At 63.8% G+C, this 18,503-nt stretch carries 20 protein-coding genes and 3 tRNA genes; 8 read left to right on the forward strand and 15 right to left on the reverse strand.

What is annotated here, in order from left to right:
- The first annotated feature begins 2 nt into the window (after positions 1–2).
- Positions 3–608 (forward strand): DUF3800 domain-containing protein, encoded by a 606-nt coding sequence (locus tag HDC29_RS10050; RefSeq protein WP_179496767.1) that lies wholly within the window; start codon positions 3–5, stop codon positions 606–608.
- A 54-nt stretch (positions 609–662) separates the two neighbouring features.
- Here the strand turns inward: HDC29_RS10050 and rpoZ are convergent, their stop codons facing one another.
- Both rpoZ and HDC29_RS10060 read right to left on the reverse strand, forming a co-directional pair.
- Positions 663–1,007: a DNA-directed RNA polymerase subunit omega gene (rpoZ, locus tag HDC29_RS10055; protein WP_179496769.1), complete on the reverse strand. Its 345-nt coding sequence runs from the start codon at positions 1,005–1,007 to the stop codon at positions 663–665.
- A gap of 153 nt (positions 1,008–1,160) precedes the next feature.
- A complete protein-coding gene (locus tag HDC29_RS10060) occupies positions 1,161–1,799 on the reverse strand; it encodes a hypothetical protein (protein ID WP_179496771.1) in 639 nt (212 codons plus the stop codon).
- Between the two features lie 192 nt (positions 1,800–1,991).
- Between HDC29_RS10060 and HDC29_RS10065 the strand changes: the two genes are divergently transcribed.
- Entirely contained in the window at positions 1,992–3,182 is a 1,191-nt protein-coding gene (locus HDC29_RS10065; RefSeq protein WP_179496773.1) for a phosphatidylserine/phosphatidylglycerophosphate/cardiolipin synthase family protein, read from the forward strand.
- Here HDC29_RS10065 and HDC29_RS10070 read toward each other — a convergent pair.
- Entirely contained in the window at positions 3,179–3,817 is a 639-nt protein-coding gene (locus HDC29_RS10070) for a class I SAM-dependent methyltransferase (protein ID WP_179497440.1), read from the reverse strand. The two genes, HDC29_RS10065 and HDC29_RS10070, sit on opposite strands and share 4 nt — an antisense overlap.
- A gap of 146 nt (positions 3,818–3,963) precedes the next feature.
- Between HDC29_RS10070 and HDC29_RS10075 the strand changes: the two genes are divergently transcribed.
- Positions 3,964–5,262, forward strand: coding sequence for an MFS transporter (locus HDC29_RS10075; RefSeq protein ID WP_179496775.1), 1,299 nt, complete (start codon positions 3,964–3,966; stop codon positions 5,260–5,262).
- Here the strand turns inward: HDC29_RS10075 and HDC29_RS10080 are convergent.
- The gene (locus tag HDC29_RS10080; protein WP_179496777.1) at positions 5,259–7,580 is read right to left on the reverse strand and encodes a CDC48 family AAA ATPase; all 2,322 of its coding nucleotides are present in this window, start codon (positions 7,578–7,580) and stop codon (positions 5,259–5,261) included. The genes HDC29_RS10075 and HDC29_RS10080 overlap by 4 nt on opposite strands.
- Before the next feature lie 141 nt (positions 7,581–7,721).
- On the opposite strand from HDC29_RS10080, the gene HDC29_RS10085 reads away from it, so the two are divergent.
- On the forward strand, positions 7,722–8,600 hold the full coding sequence (locus HDC29_RS10085; RefSeq protein ID WP_179496779.1) for a LysR substrate-binding domain-containing protein: 879 nt from the start codon (positions 7,722–7,724) through the stop codon (positions 8,598–8,600).
- A 29-nt stretch (positions 8,601–8,629) separates the two neighbouring features.
- Here the strand turns inward: HDC29_RS10085 and HDC29_RS10090 are convergent.
- Positions 8,630–8,704 (reverse strand) — tRNA-Thr (locus HDC29_RS10090).
- Between the two features lie 87 nt (positions 8,705–8,791).
- Here HDC29_RS10090 and HDC29_RS10095 point away from each other — a divergent pair.
- Entirely contained in the window at positions 8,792–8,953 is a 162-nt protein-coding gene (locus HDC29_RS10095) for a hypothetical protein (RefSeq protein WP_179496781.1), read from the forward strand.
- Here the strand turns inward: HDC29_RS10095 and HDC29_RS10100 are convergent.
- Both HDC29_RS10100 and HDC29_RS10105 read right to left on the reverse strand, forming a co-directional pair.
- A complete protein-coding gene (locus tag HDC29_RS10100; protein ID WP_179496783.1) occupies positions 8,943–9,257 on the reverse strand; it encodes a DUF1905 domain-containing protein in 315 nt (104 codons plus the stop codon). The genes HDC29_RS10095 and HDC29_RS10100 overlap by 11 nt on opposite strands.
- Before the next feature lie 5 nt (positions 9,258–9,262).
- On the reverse strand, positions 9,263–10,267 hold the full coding sequence (locus HDC29_RS10105) for a peptidylprolyl isomerase (protein WP_179496785.1): 1,005 nt from the start codon (positions 10,265–10,267) through the stop codon (positions 9,263–9,265).
- 76 nt (positions 10,268–10,343) lie between these two features.
- Here HDC29_RS10105 and HDC29_RS10110 point away from each other — a divergent pair.
- The 3 genes from HDC29_RS10110 to HDC29_RS10120 all read left to right on the forward strand — a co-directional run bounded on the left by HDC29_RS10110 (position 10,344) and on the right by HDC29_RS10120 (position 11,838).
- Positions 10,344–10,434, forward strand: a tRNA-Ser gene (locus HDC29_RS10110).
- Between the two features lie 386 nt (positions 10,435–10,820).
- Positions 10,821–11,564, forward strand: coding sequence for a Crp/Fnr family transcriptional regulator (locus tag HDC29_RS10115; RefSeq protein ID WP_179496787.1), 744 nt, complete (start codon positions 10,821–10,823; stop codon positions 11,562–11,564).
- Positions 11,565–11,589: 25 nt separating this feature from the next.
- A complete protein-coding gene (locus HDC29_RS10120; protein WP_179496789.1) occupies positions 11,590–11,838 on the forward strand; it encodes a hypothetical protein in 249 nt (82 codons plus the stop codon).
- On the opposite strand, the gene HDC29_RS10125 is transcribed toward HDC29_RS10120, so the two are convergent.
- The 8 genes from HDC29_RS10125 to ppdK all read right to left on the reverse strand — a co-directional run bounded on the left by HDC29_RS10125 (position 11,839) and on the right by ppdK (position 18,454).
- A complete protein-coding gene (locus HDC29_RS10125; protein WP_179496791.1) occupies positions 11,839–12,336 on the reverse strand; it encodes a CinA family protein in 498 nt (165 codons plus the stop codon).
- A 2-nt stretch (positions 12,337–12,338) separates the two neighbouring features.
- A complete protein-coding gene (locus tag HDC29_RS10130) occupies positions 12,339–12,833 on the reverse strand; it encodes a hemerythrin domain-containing protein (protein WP_179496802.1) in 495 nt (164 codons plus the stop codon).
- 132 nt (positions 12,834–12,965) lie between these two features.
- On the reverse strand, positions 12,966–13,829 hold the full coding sequence (locus HDC29_RS10135) for a Crp/Fnr family transcriptional regulator (RefSeq protein WP_179496804.1): 864 nt from the start codon (positions 13,827–13,829) through the stop codon (positions 12,966–12,968).
- Between the two features lie 131 nt (positions 13,830–13,960).
- Positions 13,961–14,230 (reverse strand): hypothetical protein, encoded by a 270-nt coding sequence (locus tag HDC29_RS10140; RefSeq protein ID WP_179496806.1) that lies wholly within the window; start codon positions 14,228–14,230, stop codon positions 13,961–13,963.
- Between the two features lie 317 nt (positions 14,231–14,547).
- Positions 14,548–14,624 (reverse strand) — tRNA-Arg (locus tag HDC29_RS10145).
- Between the two features lie 44 nt (positions 14,625–14,668).
- Positions 14,669–15,196 (reverse strand): DUF1254 domain-containing protein, encoded by a 528-nt coding sequence (locus tag HDC29_RS10150; protein ID WP_179496808.1) that lies wholly within the window; start codon positions 15,194–15,196, stop codon positions 14,669–14,671.
- A gap of 1 nt (position 15,197) precedes the next feature.
- A complete protein-coding gene (locus HDC29_RS10155; RefSeq protein WP_179496810.1) occupies positions 15,198–15,773 on the reverse strand; it encodes a DUF1214 domain-containing protein in 576 nt (191 codons plus the stop codon).
- A gap of 20 nt (positions 15,774–15,793) precedes the next feature.
- A complete protein-coding gene (ppdK, locus tag HDC29_RS10160) occupies positions 15,794–18,454 on the reverse strand; it encodes a pyruvate, phosphate dikinase (protein WP_179496812.1) in 2,661 nt (886 codons plus the stop codon).
- Between the last annotated feature and the right edge of the window lie 49 nt (positions 18,455–18,503).

The raw sequence follows: 18,503 nt of genomic DNA on the forward strand, positions 1-18,503 counted from the left end.
GAATGACGATCTATTGCGACGAATCGGGCGGACTCAACGCGGGCGCGATGACCTTCTCGGCCGTCATGTTGACGCCGCAAGCCGCGACCGAAATCCACGACCGGTTCCGGGGCGTTACGGGGCTGCGCGGCGAGCTCAAAGGCAGCCGCATCAGTATCGTCGAGCGCGCCTACCTGCTTGAACTGTTCGACCGCGCCGGCGGACGAGCGTGGGTCGCGGTCGCCGAACGCGACAAGCTCGCGCGGAACCCCGGCGGTACGTTGCCGAGCGACCTTGCGCTTTATGCCGCCCTGCTCGATCTCGCGATCGGACGCTGGCTGCCCGAGACGGGCGGCGTCTGCACCGACGTCGTGATCGACGATGGACGTTACGATCCCAAGATACTCGCGGACGTCCGCGAAGAGATACAGGCAGGCCTTGGCCAATGGGGCCGCGCTTCTCTCGCCGACAGTCGTCGCAGCGACGGCGTCCAGATCGCCGATGTGATCGCGAACAGCCTGTTCAACATCGCGGTCGGCTCGCAGCGCGCGCACCGCATCCAGCGCATCCTCGACCCCATGCTGACATCGCGGGCAATCCGCGTCGCCGAACTGACGCACCTCGAATGAGAAAAGGGCCGCAGTTGCCCGCGGCCCTTTTGGGTGATCGATTGTCGGCCGCTCTTATTCGAAGTCGCCGCCACCACCGGCAGGGCTGCGCGGCGGCGCTGCGGCGGTCAAGCGAAGCGCTTCCGCCGAGCGGCTGATCGAGCTGATTTCATCGGGCGTATCGTCATCGTCGACGACAACCTTCTGCATCGAACCGACGAGCGTTTCCTGTAGCTCCTTGGGGCGAATCGTCTGCTCGGCGATCTCGCGCAGCGCGACGACGGGGTTCTTGTCGCGGTCGCGATCGATGGTCAGTTCCGAACCGCCCGAGATTTCGCGCGCGCGATGCGCGGAGAGCAGAACCAGGTCGAAGCGGTTGGGAATCTTGTCGACGCAATCTTCGACGGTAACGCGGGCCATATTGTTTCCTTAGATATCGGAGAGGCCAGCCCATGGGGCATGGCGGCAAGCGCTGCGCGCTAGCAGCCCGGCCCTTCGATGTCAATCAAACCCCGTCACCGAAGCCGCCCGCAGATGCAGCCGGAGGCCGTCAGGACAATTGCCGGATTGCTCCTAGTCGGGCGATCCCAGCGCTGGGAGGCCCGGCGCCGCGTTCCCATAAACGTCGGGCTGGGCCGGCCGCGCAGCGAGCGTCCGAGCGGTTTCCGGATACCAGGTGAACCGGTGGTTTTCCGCAAGAACGGCTTTCACGGACGTTCCGGCCGGAAGCTCGGCGCTGGTGCCGTGAATGAAAAATCCGCCGAGCGGTGAGACAAGAAGCATGGTGGCGACCGATGCGGCAGTGCCGCTCTTGCCTTCATCATAGGCCGAACCTGCCAGCCGAACCGGACCGTTGGGCGTTTCGACATAGAGCAACCGGATTTCCAGCTTCCCTTTCTTGCCGACATGGCCGTTGCGCTGCGCCCGCGCTACCTCGCCGACGACCGGAGCGCCGATCGGGATGACGGTCTTTCCGCGAAACGAGATATTTTCGGTGACCTCCAGATAAACCCGATCGCCAGGCTTGTTGTGCTTTGTCGAAAGATCGGTTCGCGTACGCAGCATCACCGGAGTGCCCATGGGCATATAATAACGCTTCGCCTCGCCCGTCGGAGGTGCCTCGGGCGCAGGCCAATAATATGTCGTTTGCGCCTGTGCTGTTCCAGCGACCATCAATGCAGCCAGCGCCGCCCCTGCTTTCCAAGCCCGCATCTAACTTCCCCTTGGTTTTCAACCCCATGGAAGCCGGGTAACGGCTAAAAGTTAAAAAATATGGGGCGGATCCGCCGCGGACCGGCATGGCATGACAGGCTGGAGCGGTTATCCCGGCACCGTTCTCCATTTCAAACGACTTCGCCGCCGACGCACTTGCGGCCGTCGCGGCCGCCCGCCTATGGACGGTCAATGAGTGACGCCTGTCCCCCCGCCGACCTGCATCAAAGTCTGTCGGCGGATGTCGCGGGCCACCGCATCGAACTGCTCTTCGACGGCAGCGACCGGTTGGCTCGCCTGCTCGACCTGATAAACGGCGCCGCGCACAGCGTCGATATCATCATGTATATTTTCGAGGGCGATGGTGCCGGCCAACGCATAGTCGATGCATTGCTGCTGGCGGCGAAGCGCGGCGTCCGCGTGCGCGCCGTTATCGACAGTTTCGGTTCGGGCGATACGCCCGACAGCCTGTTCGCCCCGCTGCGCGAGGCGGGCGGCAGCGTCACCTTTTTCTCGCGCCGCTGGCGGTCGACCTATCTGATCCGCAATCACCAGAAGCTGATCCTGATCGACGACTATATCGCGGTCACCGGTGGATTTAACATCGCCGACGACTATCTGAGCCCGCCCCGCAGCGACTGCTGGTTCGACATCGGAATGATCGTAAAGGGTCCGACTGTCGCCAACGCCGCGCGGTGGTTTGCCGAGATTCACGACTATACCGTCCACGACGACGGCAAGGTGCTGACTCTGCGGCGGCTGATCCGCGAATGGCCTGCCGATGGAGAGGCCGTCTCATGGCTCGTAGGAGGGCCAACGCAGCGCCTTTCGCCCTGGGCGCGCGCGGTACGCGCCGATCTGGAGGGCGCGCGGCAACTCGACATGGCGATGGCCTATTTTTCCCCCGGCCAAGGCATGCTGCGCCGACTTGGCCGCGTCGCACAGCGCGGGCGCGCGCGTTTCGTAATGGCCGGCAAGTCGGACAATCCGGCGACGATCGGCGCGTCTCGGCTGCTCTACGGCTATCTGCTGCGAAAGACCGCCGACGTCTGGGAATATCGGCCGTGCCGGCTGCACATGAAACTGATCGTCATTGACGATGTCGTCTATATCGGATCGGCGAATTTCGACGTTCGAAGCCTGTTCGTGAACGTCGAGGTGATGGTGCGGATCGCCGACGCGGGTTTCGCCGGAAAGATGCGCAATTTCCTCGCCGCGCTGCGGCCCGATTGCGAGATTATCACGCCGCAATCGCACAAGGCACGCGCCAGCTGGTTGACCCGGCTGCGCTGGACGCTCGCATGGTTCGTGGTCGGCGTTGTCGACTATACGGTGTCGCGGAAACTCAATTTCGGGCTCGGCGACCCCGACCCGGACGTTTAATCCTTCCAGCCCCAAAAGAGGAAGCAGGGCGGGACATTCACCCATTCGAACGCGTTGTCGATGCGTTGGAAATGCGCCGCGAGGAAGTCGCGCGCGCGCGCGCGGAACTGATAAACCAGAAAGGCGCCGCCGGGGCGAAGCACGCGATGTGTCGCGGCGGCGATCGCCGGACCGACGCCCTCCGGCAACGTCGAGAATGGCAGGCCCGAGAGGACGTAATCGGCCTGCTCGAACCCGTGCGCGCGAATGATCGCCTCGACATCGGCGGCCGAGCCATGAACCGCGATAAAGCGGCTATCGCGAATATCCTTGCTCAGATAGTCGATGAAATCCTCGTTGGTGTCGATCGCGATCAGCGTCGCGTCGCCCGCCATCCGTTCAAGGACGGGGCGGCAGAAGGTGCCGACGCCCGGGCCGTATTCGACGAAGAGTTTCGTGTTCTTCCAGTCCACCGGCTTCAGCATATGGCGGATCAGCGTCGGCGACGACGGCACGATCGATCCCACCATGACCGGATGCTTGATGAAGCCGCGCACGAACATGCCCCACGGCCCGAAAAAGCGCTTGAGGCCCACGCGCAGCCGGCGGGCCAGCGGGGCTTTCGTTTGTTGGGCCTGCGCCCGCGGATTGGTCATGATGGCTTTCGGGTTGTTGCGGTTGATCAAATGCGTGGCAAAATCGTGACGGTCGCGCAAGGAAAGAGTCTGTCTTGACTCTGGACAGACAGGCGCGCGCGTGTAGGGAAAGGCGGCGTTAACGACTGCAAACGAAGGGGGCGGACATGGCGACAAAATCGCGTTCCATCCCTCCGGATCGCATGGCGGTGCTGTTCGCGGTGATGCTCGTCGCCGCGGCAGGCAATACCGCGATGCAGTCGATCCTGCCGGCGATCGGGACCACGCTCCATATCCCCGACGTCTGGGTCAGCCTCGCCTTCAGCTGGTCGGCGCTGCTGTGGGTGCTCACCGCGCCGCATTGGGCGCGCCAATCGGACAAGCGCGGACGCAAGGCGTTGATGGCGCTTGGGGTGGTCGGCTTCCTTTCCTCGATGGCGCTCTGCGGCCTTGTCCTTTGGGCAGGGCTCAAGGGCCTGATCGGCGCCGGGGTCACCTTCATCGTCTTTGCTCTATTCCGCAGCCTATATGGTGGACTGGGCTCCGCCGCCCCGCCCGCCGTGCAAGCCTATGTCGCCTCGCGTACCGACCCCGACGAGCGAACACAGGCACTCTCGCTCGTCTCGTCGTCCTTCGGACTCGGCACCGTGATCGGGCCGGCGATCGCGCCTTATTTCATTCTCCCCGTCGTCGGCTTGGCCGGACCGATGCTCGTTTTCGCGCTCATTGGCCTGCTCGTTCTGCTCATGCTGCGCTGGCGCTTGCCGAATGACACGCCGCGCTTCGCGGCGCGCGGTGCGATCGCGCCCTACCCCTTGTCGGCGGGGCCTTCGGAACCCACTGGCGAGGAGGAGAACGAGCCCGACGCACCGCCCCAAGAGCGACTTGGGTGGCGAGATTCACGCGTGCGCCCCTGGTTGGTCGCTGGCTTTCTCGGAGGACAAGCTCAGGCCATGATGCTCGGCGTCATCGGATTCCTCATTCTCGACCGCCTGCACCTGCGCGCAGAACCCGATACCGCCGCCAGGCTGACCGGAACGGTCCTGATGGCTGGCGCCTTCGCGACCTTGCTCGCACAATGGGGATTGATCCCGCTATTCAAGCTGACCCCGCGTCCGACGGTCTTGTGGGGCTCAGCGCTCGCCATATGCGGCATATTGATGACGGGCCTCGCCGAGGATCTGCACGGGATCGTGATCGGCTTCGCACTCGGATCGCTCGGCTTTGGCCTGTTTCGTCCCGGATTTACCGCGGGCGCTTCGCTATCTGTGCCGCGCCGCGATCAGGGGAGCGTCGCGGGCATGACCGCGTCGATAAACGGATCTGCCTACATCGTCTCGCCAGCGATCGGCGTGCTGCTCTACAACTGGCACCCGATGGTCGCTTACGGCCTGATGGCAGGTTTTTGCGGATGGCTGGTCCTGTGGGGCTGGAAAGCGCTCCGTCAGGACCAGCCAACCACCTAGTCCTTAACATCGTCATGTTTGCGCTCGCGAACGGGCTTCAGCATGCCCGGCGCGAAGAAGCCGATCGGATCGACGCTCATCGCGGCCTGCTTGATCTCGCCCTGGATCCTTTCATAATCCTTCTCCATCGCTTCGGTGACGGAGGCACGGGTATCCTTGAGCGCGGTATCAAAATCCCCCATCGTCACCGTCTCGCTGTCCATCGAGCGCTTGAGCGCGGCGAGGCCTGCGCGGCGCGTCAGATCCTCTAGGTCGGCGCCGGTAAAGCGATCGGACTTTTCGGCGAGCACGCCCAAATCGACATCGTCCGCCAGCGGCATCTTCGCCGTCTGGATTTCGAGGATGCGCTGGCGCCCCTCCGCGTTGGGCACCGAGACATAGATGAGTTCGTCGAGCCGTCCCGGACGCAACAAAGCCGGATCGATCAGGTTCGGACGGTTGGTCGCGCCGATGACGACGACCGACTGCATCTCCTCGATCCCGTCCATTTCGGCGAGGATCGTGTTGACGACGCGCTCGGTCACCTGCGGTTCGCCTGACGTTCCGCTGCCGCGCGCGGGAACCAGGCTGTCGAGTTCGTCGATGAAGATGATCGTGGGCGCGACGGCGCGGGCGCGTTGGAACAGGCGCGCAATCTGCTGCTCGCTCTCGCCATACCATTTCGACAAGAGGTCCGACGATTTGATCGAGATGAAATTGGCGTCGGACTCGCGCGCGGCCGCCTTCGCGAGCAAGGTCTTGCCGGTTCCGGGCGGACCATAGAGCAAAAAACCTTTGGCCGGACGAATTCCGAGGCGCCGGAACGCAGCGGGGTTTTTCAGCGGCAGTTCGATCCATTCGATCAGCTTGTCGCGCGCAGCGTCGAGCCCGCCGATGTCGCTCCAGCGGGTCTTGGGGGCCTGCACCATCACTTCGCGCATCGCCGAGGGCTGGACGCGCTTCAGCGCATTGTTGAAATCCTCTCGCGTGACGCGCAATTCCTCGAGCACCTCTGGCGGGATAGTCCCTTCCTCAAGGTTGAGCTTGGGCATGATCCGCCGAACCGCTTCGATCGCCGCTTCGCGGGTCAGCGCCGCCATATCGGCCCCGACGAAACCGAAGGTCGTGCGCGACAGTTCGTCGAGATCGACATTTTCGCCAAGCGGCATACCGCGCGTGTGAATGCCCAATATCTCGCGGCGCCCCTTCTCGTCGGGGACGCCGATCACGATTTCGCGGTCGAAGCGGCCGGGACGGCGCAGCGCCTCGTCAATTGCATCGGGGCGGTTGGTCGCGGCGATCACGACCAGGTTCGTTCGCGGTTCAAGCCCGTCCATCAGCGTCAGAAGCTGCGCCACCAGCCGCTTTTCCGCCTCGCCCTGCACCTGTCCGCGCTTCGGCGCGATCGAATCGATCTCGTCGATGAACAGGATCGACGGCGCGGATTTCGCCGCCTGCTCGAAGATGTCGCGCAGTCGCTTTTCGGATTCGCCATAGGCGGACCCCATGATTTCCGGCCCGTTGATCAGGAAGAATTGTGCCTCGCTCTCGTTGGCGACCGCACGCGCGAGCCGAGTCTTGCCGGTTCCCGGCGGCCCGTGCAGCAGCACCCCGCGCGGCGGATCGACGCCAAGGCGGCGGAACAGTTCGGGATAGCGCAGCGGCAGTTCGACCATCTCGCGCAGTTGGTCGATCGTCTCCCCAAGGCCCCCGAGATCATCATAGGTGACGTCGGTGCGGCGCGCGTCCTGCGGCTCCTGATATTCGGGGAGTAGTTCGATTTCGGTATTCTCGTCGATGAAGACAACGCCCTTGGGGCTCGCCGACACGACGAGCAACCGCACCTCGGCGAGCGCGTAAGCCGGCGCGTTGAGCATCTGGCGAAGCTGCGGCGGCATGTCGCCCGACGGCAGTCGCTGCTGCCCCGCGGTCGCAACCGTATCGCCCGCGACGACCGGGCGGCCGAAGAAGCTGCGTTTCAGCGCGTTGGCCGAGCCTTGAAGCCGCAGATTTTCTTGCGCGGGTGCGAATACCACGCGGGTCGCGGGGCGCGTCTCGGCGCGGCTCAGAACCACCATGTCGCCCGCCCCTGCCCCGGCATTGGCGCGCTGCAGGCCGTCGAGCCGGATAACCTCGAGCCCCTCATCCTCGGCATAGGGCGCGACGACGCGCGAGGCCGTCTGCCGCTTGCCGTTGATCTCGATGATATCGCCTTCGGTCACGCCGAGTTCGGCCATGGCAGAGCGCGGGATTCGGGCGATGCCGCCGCCGCTTTCCTCGGCACGCGAATTCGCCACCTGCAGTTTCACCTGTTTTTCTTTCACCGCCGCTTCGGCCAATGCGCGTCTCCCTCAAAAGGTCAGAATGCGAAACATAGGTTGTCGTTCCCGATTTGCGACCCCGCATCCCCGTCAAATCTATGACGCACTGCACAAAATTCTGGCATGTCCGCCACGCCCATGTCATCATCGCCAACCGTTATGCCACGCCTCCCCCCTCTCAGCAGCATGGAAGCCTTTCTCGAGGTCGCGCGCCATGGCACGGTCAAGGCGGCCGCGCTCGAACTCGGTCTGTCGATGCCCGCCCTGTCGCGCCGCATTCAGACGCTCGAACATGCGGTGGGGCGTCCGCTGTTCAACAGGCACCACCACGGGCTCAGCCTCACCGAGACCGGGCGCGCTTTGCACGAGCACTTATCGCCGATTCTCGATGAACTTCGCGCGGTGATCGGCCAGGCGGGCAGCCCCGACGCGTCGCTCCGCCTCCATCTCAACGTGCTGCCGCTGTTCGCGCAGCAGCGGCTGTTCCCGCGTCTGCCCGACCTGCGGCGACAACATCCCGAACTGCATATCGATATCGACACGATGTCGCATGGCGAAGCGCGCCTTGGCGAAGGCATTGACGCGGCGATCGCCCTCGCCCGCTCGATCGATCCGATGCTCTATGCCGCGCGCCTCGATCAGGACAAGGTCTTCCCGATTGCGTCGCGGACGCTGACCGACGGCAACCGCGCGATTACGGTGCCGGAGCAGATGCAGCGGATGACGGTATTGCTTCATCGCGAAATGCCCGAAACCTTCTCCGAATGGAAAAAGGCGATCGGCATGCCCTATCTGGAGCCGGCCGGGATCGACTATTTCGATTCGGGCCCGCTGATGCTGGAGGCGGCGGCGCAGGGGATTGGTGTCGCCTTCATGCACGGCCATCATTTCGACGATGCGCACGACCCGCGGCTCGTCCGCCTGTTCGACTTCGACGTCGACAGCCCATACAGCTATTGGTTTGTCTGCCGCCCGCGCGCGCTGCGCCAGCCGGCGGTGAAGCTGTTCCACGACTGGTTGCTGGCCGCCAGGATCTGACGCGCCTGCCGTCTCGAAGTGAGGGGAAGTGGTGCTGCTGGACAGGATTGAACTGTCGACCTCGTCATTACCAATGACGCGCTCTACCACTGAGCTACAGCAGCAACCGGGATGCCCGCCAACGCATGTTCGCTGGGCAGGCGCGGCCTATGGCGGGGCGCCCCTCGCCTGTCAAGATGCGAGGCTTGACGATGCGGCGATTTCGCGGGCATGGCCTCGGCGTGAGCAAGACGCCCTCCCCCGCTGACCTCGAACGCGAACGCCGCCTCGCCGAAGCGTTGCGCGCCAATCTGCGCAAGCGCAAGGCGCAAGCCCGCGACGCGAAGGCCGAAACGCCGCCGCCTAAAGACTGACCGTCACGGTTACCTCATCGCCTTCGGCCAGGCCCTCCGCTTTGCGGACCGCGGCCTTGACCGGCAGCAGCCAGCCGCCACTCTCCTTGTGCGGGAACACCGAAGTCCGCCACCGGGTGCCGCCGATTCTCGCCTCGACGCGCGCCGAGCCGAATCCCTTTCGTCCGTCCATCCACTGGCCGGTCATTGCCGCCATGCGAATCCCGTCGGCTTCGTCGCCCGCGATCGTCACAAAGAACCAGGCGGCAGGCGCCGTCGCAGATTGCCAGCGCCAGAGCGGCGTCGTGACCGTGAAGTCCTCCACCACCCCTATTTCGCTGCGACCGGACGAACGGGAACCGGGATATTGCAGATATCGGCACCGCCTGCGGGCTGGATGAAGAAGGGATCGCGCCGGTTCGCGCGCGCATCGGCATAGCGTGCAAAACTGTCGCTTTCGGTCGACAGAAATTCGAACCGCGGCTGCTCTGCGGCCGGCAATTCGCTCGCGATGCGGATCGAGACGATCGGCGTGCGCTCGGCCTCGGTTCCATAAAAGCCAAGCGCCTCCGTCCCGCGCGGCAGGCTTGAAAGATGCTCGATCCCGCTGATGACCCGCCCGACGACGGCGATATTGCGATCAAGATGGCGCGGCGCATGGCCGATGACAGCGTAGAGTTCGGCGCCGCTGCCGGTATCGGGTGACATATTCCGTCCGACCCCGACGGCGCCGTAACAATGGATGGGCCACAATCCCGTACTGCCCGCTATCGGCCAACCGTGCGCAAAGCCTTGAAAGTCCGCATAAGGGTCAACTTTTACCCGCATATCTGGTGCATAGATCTTGGGGGGAGCCGACCGTCGCTGCTGCCTGATCAGTTCCTCGATGCGCACCTTGTTGTCGTGCATCGTCTCGATAATCGACATAAGCCGGGCATTATCCCGAACCTGATATTCGGGCTCGGGGACGGCTGCCAATCCTTGGGGCAACGCCTTCTTCTCGGTCGCATCGCCCCATTGCACGACATAATTGTCCTGCACCCGGTTGATGCTCGTCCCGTCCCACCAATGCGCGGAGGCGAGTTTGCGGATATTGCCGATCCAGCCTTGACTGAACGGCGCGGGCATCAGCTGGATGACGATGCGTCGCGGCTTGCCCCCCGCATCGGGCACGAGTTCAATCACCAACAGGTCGGATGGCGCGATCGCAATCCAGTCGCTCACCGGCGCCGCCTCGGCGATTTCTCCGGGCGACGGGATCGGCGACGACTCCAAAGCGCTGACGGGGAGGATGAGCGACGCGGCTGCGGTTGCCGCCAGCAACAGATGTTTCATGCCCGATGTCTGCCACGCCCAATCGGCTTGCGAAAGCCCCGCCAAGCGATTAGGGCGCCCCTTCCAGAGCAAATGCGGAGCGGTGGCCGAGTGGTCGAAGGCGCTCGCCTGGAAAGTGAGTATACGTCAAAAGCGTATCGAGGGTTCGAATCCCTCCCGCTCCGCCACCTCGCTTCAACATTCCGAACTTCGGTGAAGCGCGACGGAAGCTCGGGCGCTGCCTTTTCATGCCGGCCTATAATCCATGTTGCAGGCGAAGCGGCGGGAATGGGCTAATAGATGCTGCACTGACACCGGCCTAGCGACCCTGGACGGTGATGGGCATCCTCTTGCGTAGCCATATCCAAGAGGATTGAAGGGCCCTGCCGCGACGCAGGGCCCTTCTTGCTTTCCGGGCTTCCCGATCGCTAACCCGCCCGATCGGAACCTCGGACAGCGTTTACGGCAGCCGGTCCGCAACCCTCAGCGACTTTGTGACGTTCGGCAAGGTAAGGCGGGAAGGCACCGGCATTTCCGGCGCCATCGGCCGCCGGGAGAAATGGAAAGCAGAGGGATGAACACGAAATCCGAACAGCCGGGGCTGGACATTTTCCTGCGCAAGCTGCTCAGCCACAGCCCGCTTCCGGCGGAGGACCAGGCAGCCATCGCGGCGCTACCCCACAGCGTACGCCACCTCGAGCCCAACAGCTATATCCTGCGCGAAGGCGAACGATCGGGCGTATGCCCGATATTGTGCGCCGGCTTCGCTTATCGGCAGAAATCCACGCAAGAGGGCGGTCGACAGATCGTGGCGCTCAAGATTCCGGGCGACGCCCTCGATTTCCAGTCGCTGTACGTACGAACGATCGATCACAACCTTCAGGCGCTCACCACCGTCGATCTTGTCATCGTCGCGCTGTCCGATTTCGAAAAGTTGATTGCGAACCGCCCTGCGATTGCCCGTGCGATCATCGTCGACATATTGATCGAAGCATCGATCGGCCGCGAATGGCTATTGAATCTCGGCCGCCGGAACGCGCTATCGCGGCTCGCCCATCTTCTTTGCGAACTTCATTACCGCCTTCTCGATACGAAGAGCGACGGACTCGACGCACGCGATGTCCCGATGACGCAGGAACAATTGGCCGATCTTCTGGGCCTGACGCCCGTGCATATCAATCGCACCTTGAAAGAGCTCGAGCGCCGCGGCGCGGTTGCCCGCCACGGGCGCGGCGTTCGCCTTGGCGCGATTGCGACCCTGCGTTCGCTTGCCGACTTTTCCGACACCTATCTCCACCGTAGCAACCTGGCCGATTGAGAGCATCTCATTGGAGTGCGATGACATGACGCGCTATTACTTCCATACCAGCGACGGGTCGCGCCAGTATGACGACGTCGGCGTCGAACTGGCCGACGACGCCGCCGCACGGCGGGAGGCGGTGCGCTACATCGGCAGCCTGCTGCAGGATGAACCCGACATCATCGAGAACGAGCATGGTTTGCGGGTCAATGTCGTTGACGAGGCGGGACGCGTAAAATTTGCGATCGCAGTCACGGCGCTCGACCCGCGATGGGATGCCGCCGAAGAATAATCAGGTCTTTCGCGCCCTCACGGCTTCGGCCATCAATGCAAGCGCGGCGGCGACCGAATGCTCGAGCACGGCTTCGCGCCCGACCTCTCCGAAATGACATTCCTGTTCCCAAAGGCCATCGCCACGGTCTGCGCAGGCGAGGAACACCAACCCGACCTCCTCATCCTTTTCCTGCGGTCCGCAAAACCCGGTAGCGGCGATGGCGATGTCGGCCATGCTATGTCGAAGCGCACCGCGCGCCATCGCCACCGCGACCGCGCCGGATACGCCTTCGTTTCTTTCGGCCAGGGCACGCTCGACCCCCAGTTGCTCGCATTTCGCGTCGGTGGAATAGGCAACGAAGCCACGCTCCAGACGGGGTCCGAGCGCGGCGTCGCCTGCGAACACGGCGGCGATCCTGCCGCCGGTGCAACTTTCGGCGGTCACGAAGCGATCGGATCGATCAGAAAGACGACGAGCAAGCTTTGCTTTCCGCCGTTCGATCTCGACACGCGGCATCGCTACATTGTGACCAGTTCGGCAGGGGGCAGCCCAGCGGTTTCCGCCTGCCGCTTCAACTCGTCCTTGCGCGCAAGCAATCGCTCGCCGAGCGCTTCGAGGTCGACATCGGCCGCACGCGCCTGCTGGAACATATTGTCGTGCTGCTTTTCTTCCTCCTTTACGTGATGTTTGATCTCTTCCGACAGCACCGTGACCTTGGCTTCGAAAAATTCATCGTCGGGTCCCGACGCCAAAATGTCGTTTATCAGCAGCTTCGCGCCGTCGTGCTCGACATAGGCCTCTTTCAACAGATCGTCGTCGATTTTGCCTTTCAGCGCCGGGTAGAAGACCTCTTCCTCGACTTGCGCGTGGATCTTCAACTCGGTGCAAATTTTTTCGGCGATTTTCGCCTTCCTTTCGGTGCTGCTCGCCTTTTCGAATTCTTCGAACAGCGCTTCGACGGCCCGGTGATCGGCCGCCAGAATATGGGTAACGTCCTTGTCGGTCGGTTGCATTGCAGTCTCCATCCTTGCCCCCGCACCGGCTCAGCGAAAACCGGGCCGTGCCGCAAAAACGCAGCCCGACCACCAAAGTTCGACGACTTCGGCAATTCTTGCTGCACGCCGACCCGGCGCGTATCGCTCCCGTCAGACGGCCGGCGAAATCGTTCCGTCATTCGGGCGATCCAGCGGGCGATCCAGCTTGTAGGCCTCGGGCGAAAACAGCATCCGCACCCGTTCGACCAGCGCCGGCGCTTCACCCAGATGGAGATAGGTCGCATTGAACGACGCCAATGCCGCCAGCTGAGCGAAATCGGGTATTTCCAGACGCATATTACGGATTTCCACCGCACAGCGGAGGCGCAATTGCTGGACGATACGGTTCACATGGACCTGCGTCAGACCCATGGCCTCCGCGATCTGTCCTTGGGTCAGCAGAAAGTCGCAGGCCCCGCCGGCAGTGGACGGGACGTCGCGCTGGCGGACATAGATTTCGCAAAGAAGCTGCGCCACGCGCTCCAGCGCATTCCGTTGGCCGATGTTTATGGTCCATTCGCGCTGCACCGCCGTACCGACGATCGCGGCCCAGCATAGCGCCGGTGCCAGATTCGGACATTTCTCGAAAAGCCGTTGCGCTTCCCCACGGCTGATTTCCGCAACCGTCAGGCGCCGCACCGCGGCTAGCGAATGATCGGTGCGCGCGACGGTGAAGAGATCGAGGTCGCAGAGTTCGCCCGGCAGGACGACCCCCAGTATTTGCCTCCGGCCATCGGGCATCTGCTTATATTTCTGCGCCCAGCCAGCCAATATCACCCGGAGTGCGCCGGGCTTTTCGCCTTCGCGGGCGAGATCCGCACCCTTCATATAATCGCGCGCGTTGCGCGCCAGGCTGGCTTCCCAGACCAACCGCTCCCGCGAGGTCAGCAGCCCGTTCACGATTTCACCCAGCCCCATGCGTCCCCCTTGAATTAGGGGGATCAGATGCGCGTTGCGCGCCGCGCCGACATTCACCCATGTTAAGTTGCCGCAACACTGATGATCGCGCGCGGGGCGGGCATTAACCTATGTTGATGATAGCGGCCGATCTCGCGTCCGACAGAGGCCGGTCTCGCTGAAGCCGCCGGGGCCCGCAGGGGCCGCGGCTACCGCAGTTCGACCCGAATACTGTCGTTATTTGGCATTACATGCCCCGGTCCGGGGACATCGTCGTTCGACGGAAGCAGCTTCCAGACATTATCGGCCGTTTTGGTCATACGCGCCAAAAGCGCCTCGCCTTCCCAAAGTTCGACATGGACGCCGTCGATCTCGTTGCGTGCCACCTGAAAGGCATGGTCGGGACTTTCCGCCTGGAATTCGACGCGACGCGGCGCATTCGACTGATCATCAAGCATCATCATATGAAAAGAACGCATGGCTTGCTCCAAGACCGTCGGGAGCAAGCGCGACCAGGCTCTCGGTATCATCTGATCGGCTGACCCCTTCCAACGGAAAGGCGATAAAGGCTAATGCCGGAACCACGAAAAGCCGAAAAATGTGGAACCGCAGCCGTGAAGCGACAATAGCATCGAACGCTAACCCGCCCTACGCAATTCGTCGTAACATAGATCAACTTTTGGCAGTTTTCGGCCGTTTCTTCATCGACACGCGGCCGATTGCCACTGAGTCAGCGAATCACCAATCGCCGAAATACGCCCTTCCATTCCGCCATATGACAACGACGAGGAAGGAATGGCGCACCCGGAGCGATTCGAACGCCCGACCCTCAGATTCGTAGTCTGATGCTCTATCCAGCTGAGCTACGGGTGCGTGGAGAGGCGCCTTTAAGGGCCCGTGCGCGGGGGCGCAACCCCCTATTTCGGATTTGTGACCGGCGTGCAGGAAGATTGGCGCCGCGCTGCGCCCAGCGCTCCGATTTCCGAGGGATCCTTGAGCAGCAGGCGGATCAGCGCGATGCCGCGATCGTGGTTCGTGCGGACGATTTCGGCGCCCGCGGACACCGCCTGCCCTTCGCGCGCGACGATGATTCGATAGGGCTTGCCGCGCGCCTCGACATCGTTGCGGACGAAAATGACGTCGGTCGCGGCGTCGAAGATGCTGAGCGAGCTGTAGCGCCCCGCCACCGGCGCGACGTCGATCGCGATCGGGCCGGCGGACAGATCATAGGGGCAGCTCGAATATGCGAGATCGGGGCTTGGCCGCACGACCGGCTGCCGCTCGGGCGCGGCGAGGTTGCCGTGCGACATCTGGTTGACTCCGCCCTGCCCCAACCGGTCGATCGCGATATTCATCAGCCCATAGGGAATAGCGAGAGTCGCGGCATAGCCGGCCGCGGCGGCGACGATCAGGCCAAGGACGAGCGGGCCAAGCCAGCGGCGCATCTCAGCACCCCTCCTTCACGAGGCGCGGCAGCGCGGCCTTGGCCGGATCGGCGCGGAACGCCGCGCCGGGGTTGTACATCCGCAAGGTCAACTGGAAGGGCTGCCCCTTGATCCCCGGTAGCCATGCGGCGTCTTCGGGCTTTTCGGGCGAAATGGTGACGCGCCATTCCCCTTTGTCATCGAGCGGGACATTGGCGCCGTTCACCGACCAGACGCGTGCCGGATTGTCGACCAGATAGCCCCTGTCGTCATAAACGGTGACGCTCCACCACCGCGCATCGAGCGGTTTGCCCGACAGGCTGTAGCGGCAATGGCCGTCGAGCGGCTCGCCGGCAGCATCGCTCCTTGCCATCCAGTAGACGGTTTCCTTCGCGGGCAGCGCGAGCAGCCCCGATCGCGCGACCATCGCGCGCGTCAGCGGATCGGTCGCCTTGGTGCCGTAACCGAGCGACGTCGTCCACGGGCCGTTCCGGATCGCACCATCGCTGAGCCCGCCGCCCGTGAGCGCCCAGGCGCAGCCGAGCCCCACCGCCAATCCGCCCACCAAGGTGATCGCATAGCGGTGCCAGCTCTTCATGCGCCCTATCCCCTCTGCGCTTACCCCTTTTTCAGGGCTGCCTGTGCCGCCGCCAGACGTGCGATGGGCACACGGTAGGGCGAGGCGCTGACATAGTCGAGGCCGGTCTTTTCGCAGAAATGGATACTCGGCGCGTCGCCGCCATGTTCGCCGCAGATGCCCAGCTTGACGTCGGGACGCGTCTTGCGGCCGCGATCGGCTGCCAATTCGATCAGCTGGCCAACGCCTTCGACATCGAGGCTGACGAACGGGTCGGTCAGGAAGATGCCCTTGTCGACATATTGCGTCAGAAAGCGTCCCGCATCGTCGCGACTGATCCCGATCGTCGTCTGCGTCAGGTCGTTGGTGCCGAAGCTGAAGAATTCGGCTGTCTCGGCGATCTCACCCGCCATCAGCGCGGCGCGCGGGAGTTCGATCATCGTGCCGACCAGATAGGCGATCTCTCGCCCCTTTTCGGCGAACACCGCCTTCGCCTGCGCATCGACGACCGCCTTCATCAGGTCGAATTCGCGGCGGGTCGCGACGAGCGGGATCATCACTTCGGGGATCGGCGCCGCGCCGGTTTCGGCGGCGACGTCGCACGCCGCCTCGAAGATCGCACGCGCCTGCATCTCGTAGATTTCGGGATAGGTAACGCCGAGGCGGCAGCCGCGATGGCCCAGCATCGGGTTGAACTCGTGTAGCTCGTTGGCGCGCGCCTTCAGCGCCTCGATCCCCACCCCCGCGGCCGCGGCGACGTCGGCGAAATCCTCCTCGCGCGTCGGCAGGAACTCGTGGAGTGGCGGGTCGAGCAAGCGGATCGTGACCGGCAGCCCTGCCATCACCCCGAAGATCGCGGCAAAGTCGCCGCGCTGTTCGGGGAGCAGCTTGGCGAGCGCGGCACGGCGGCCATCCTCGCTGTCGGCAAGGATCATCTCGCGCACAGCAGTGATACGCGCCGCATCGAAGAACATATGCTCGGTGCGGCACAGCCCGATGCCCTCGGCGCCGAAATCGCGCGCGACCTGTGCGTCCTGCGGCGTCTCGGCGTTGGTGCGCACCTTCATCCGGCGCACCTTGTCGGCCCATGCCATCAAGGTGCCGAAATCGCCGACCAATTCGGGGAGCAGGGTCGGAACCTCGCCCGCCATCACTTCGCCGGTGGAGCCGTCGAGCGTCAATATGTCGCCCTCGCGAAGCTCGCGCCCGCCGACGCGCAACACGCGCGCCGCGCCGTCGATCGACAGCCCGCCCGCGCCCGAGACGCAGGGACGGCCCATGCCGCGCGCGACAACCGCCGCGTGTGATGTCATGCCGCCGCGCGCAGTCAGGATGCCCTTTGCCGCGTGCATGCCGTGGATATCCTCAGGCGACGTTTCGACGCGGACGAGGATCACCGCCTCGCCCATCGCCGCGGCCTTTTCGGCGCTGTCGGCGTCGAACATGATCTTGCCCGACGCGGCACCGGGACTCGCGGGAAGCCCCTTGGTCAGAACGTCGCGCGGCGCTTTCGGATCGAGCGTGGGGTGAAGCAGCTGGTCGAGCGCGCCCGGATCGACGCGGCCCACGGCCTCCTCTTCCGAAATCAGCCCCTCGGCCGCCATGTCGACGGCGATCTTCAGCGCCGCCTTCGCGGTGCGCTTGCCCGAACGGGTTTGCAGCATCCAGAGCGTCCCGCGTTCGACCGTGAACTCGATGTCCTGCATGTCGCGATAATGCGTCTCGAGCGTGTCGAAGACGCGGCCCAGCTCCTCGAACGTCTCGGGCATCGCCTCTTCCATCGACGCCGGCTTGGCGCCTGCCTTTTCGCGTGCGACCTTGGTGAGATATTGCGGCGTGCGGATGCCCGCGACGACGTCTTCGCCCTGCGCATTGATCAGCCATTCGCCGTACCAGGCGCGCTCGCCGGTCGCAGGATCGCGCGTGAACGCCACGCCAGTCGCCGACGTGTCGCCCATATTGCCAAACACCATCGCCTGCACATTGACGGCGGTGCCCCATTCGGCGGGGATCGAATTCAGGCGGCGATAGACTTTCGCGCGATCGCTTTCCCAGCTTGCGAACACGGCGCCGACCGCGCCCCACAGCTGGTCGCTCGGCTCCTGCGGGAACGGGGCGCCGGTTTCGCGTTCGACGATCGCTTGATATTCCTTGACCAGCGCTTGCCAATCTTCAGCCGACATCTCTGTGTCGAGATAAAAGCCCTTGTCTTCCTTGGCGATTTCCAGCGCCTCCTCGAACTCGGCATGGTCGAGGCCCATGACAACGTCGGCGTACATCTGGACAAAGCGGCGATAGCTGTCCCACGCAAAGCGCGGGTCGCCCGACGCTTCGGACAGGCCAATGACGGTCTTGTCATTGAGCCCGAGGTTGAGGACGGTGTCCATCATCCCCGGCATCGACACCCGCGCGCCCGAACGCACCGAAACGAGCAGCGGGTCGGCAGGGTCGCCGAACTTCTTGCCGGTGATGCCTTCGATATGCGCGATTCCGGCGGCGACCTCTTCGGTCAGGCCGGCGGGATATTGCTCGCCATTGGCATAATAAGCGGTGCAGACGTCGGTGGTGATCGTGAAACCCGGGGGCACCGGCAGGCCGATCGAGGCCATTTCGGCGAGGTTCGACCCCTTGCCGCCCAGCAATTCCTTCGAACGCTCGGCCGTCGTCGCGTCGCCGCCGAACAAATGCACCATCGTCGTCATATGTAACTCCTGCTGCCCCGGGGAGGAGGTTGCGGCTGGGTAGGTATGC

It is taken from the genome of Sphingopyxis sp. JAI108 (assembly GCF_013410105.1).
In the GTDB taxonomy this organism is placed as follows: Bacteria; Pseudomonadota; Alphaproteobacteria; order Sphingomonadales; family Sphingomonadaceae; genus Sphingopyxis; species Sphingopyxis chilensis.

What these genes read in the sequence shown, in the direction of transcription:
- HDC29_RS10050 (WP_179496767.1), top strand. Translation starts at nt 3, where the DNA reads ATGACGATCTATTGCGACGAATCGGGCGGACTCAACGCGGGCGCGATG.
- rpoZ (WP_179496769.1), bottom strand. Translation starts at nt 1,007, where the DNA reads ATGGCCCGCGTTACCGTCGAAGATTGCGTCGACAAGATTCCCAACCGC.
- HDC29_RS10060 (WP_179496771.1), bottom strand. Translation starts at nt 1,799, where the DNA reads ATGCGGGCTTGGAAAGCAGGGGCGGCGCTGGCTGCATTGATGGTCGCT.
- HDC29_RS10065 (WP_179496773.1), top strand. Translation starts at nt 1,992, where the DNA reads ATGAGTGACGCCTGTCCCCCCGCCGACCTGCATCAAAGTCTGTCGGCG.
- HDC29_RS10070 (WP_179497440.1), bottom strand. Translation starts at nt 3,817, where the DNA reads ATGACCAATCCGCGGGCGCAGGCCCAACAAACGAAAGCCCCGCTGGCC.
- HDC29_RS10075 (WP_179496775.1), top strand. Translation starts at nt 3,964, where the DNA reads ATGGCGACAAAATCGCGTTCCATCCCTCCGGATCGCATGGCGGTGCTG.
- HDC29_RS10085 (WP_179496779.1), top strand. Translation starts at nt 7,722, where the DNA reads ATGCCACGCCTCCCCCCTCTCAGCAGCATGGAAGCCTTTCTCGAGGTC.
- HDC29_RS10095 (WP_179496781.1), top strand. Translation starts at nt 8,792, where the DNA reads ATGCGGCGATTTCGCGGGCATGGCCTCGGCGTGAGCAAGACGCCCTCC.
- HDC29_RS10105 (WP_179496785.1), bottom strand. Translation starts at nt 10,267, where the DNA reads ATGAAACATCTGTTGCTGGCGGCAACCGCAGCCGCGTCGCTCATCCTC.
- HDC29_RS10115 (WP_179496787.1), top strand. Translation starts at nt 10,821, where the DNA reads ATGAACACGAAATCCGAACAGCCGGGGCTGGACATTTTCCTGCGCAAG.
- HDC29_RS10120 (WP_179496789.1), top strand. Translation starts at nt 11,590, where the DNA reads ATGACGCGCTATTACTTCCATACCAGCGACGGGTCGCGCCAGTATGAC.
- HDC29_RS10125 (WP_179496791.1), bottom strand. Translation starts at nt 12,336, where the DNA reads ATGCCGCGTGTCGAGATCGAACGGCGGAAAGCAAAGCTTGCTCGTCGT.
- HDC29_RS10130 (WP_179496802.1), bottom strand. Translation starts at nt 12,833, where the DNA reads ATGCAACCGACCGACAAGGACGTTACCCATATTCTGGCGGCCGATCAC.
- HDC29_RS10140 (WP_179496806.1), bottom strand. Translation starts at nt 14,230, where the DNA reads ATGCGTTCTTTTCATATGATGATGCTTGATGATCAGTCGAATGCGCCG.
- HDC29_RS10150 (WP_179496808.1), bottom strand. Translation starts at nt 15,196, where the DNA reads ATGCGCCGCTGGCTTGGCCCGCTCGTCCTTGGCCTGATCGTCGCCGCC.
- HDC29_RS10155 (WP_179496810.1), bottom strand. Translation starts at nt 15,773, where the DNA reads ATGAAGAGCTGGCACCGCTATGCGATCACCTTGGTGGGCGGATTGGCG.
- ppdK (WP_179496812.1), bottom strand. Translation starts at nt 18,454, where the DNA reads ATGACGACGATGGTGCATTTGTTCGGCGGCGACGCGACGACGGCCGAG.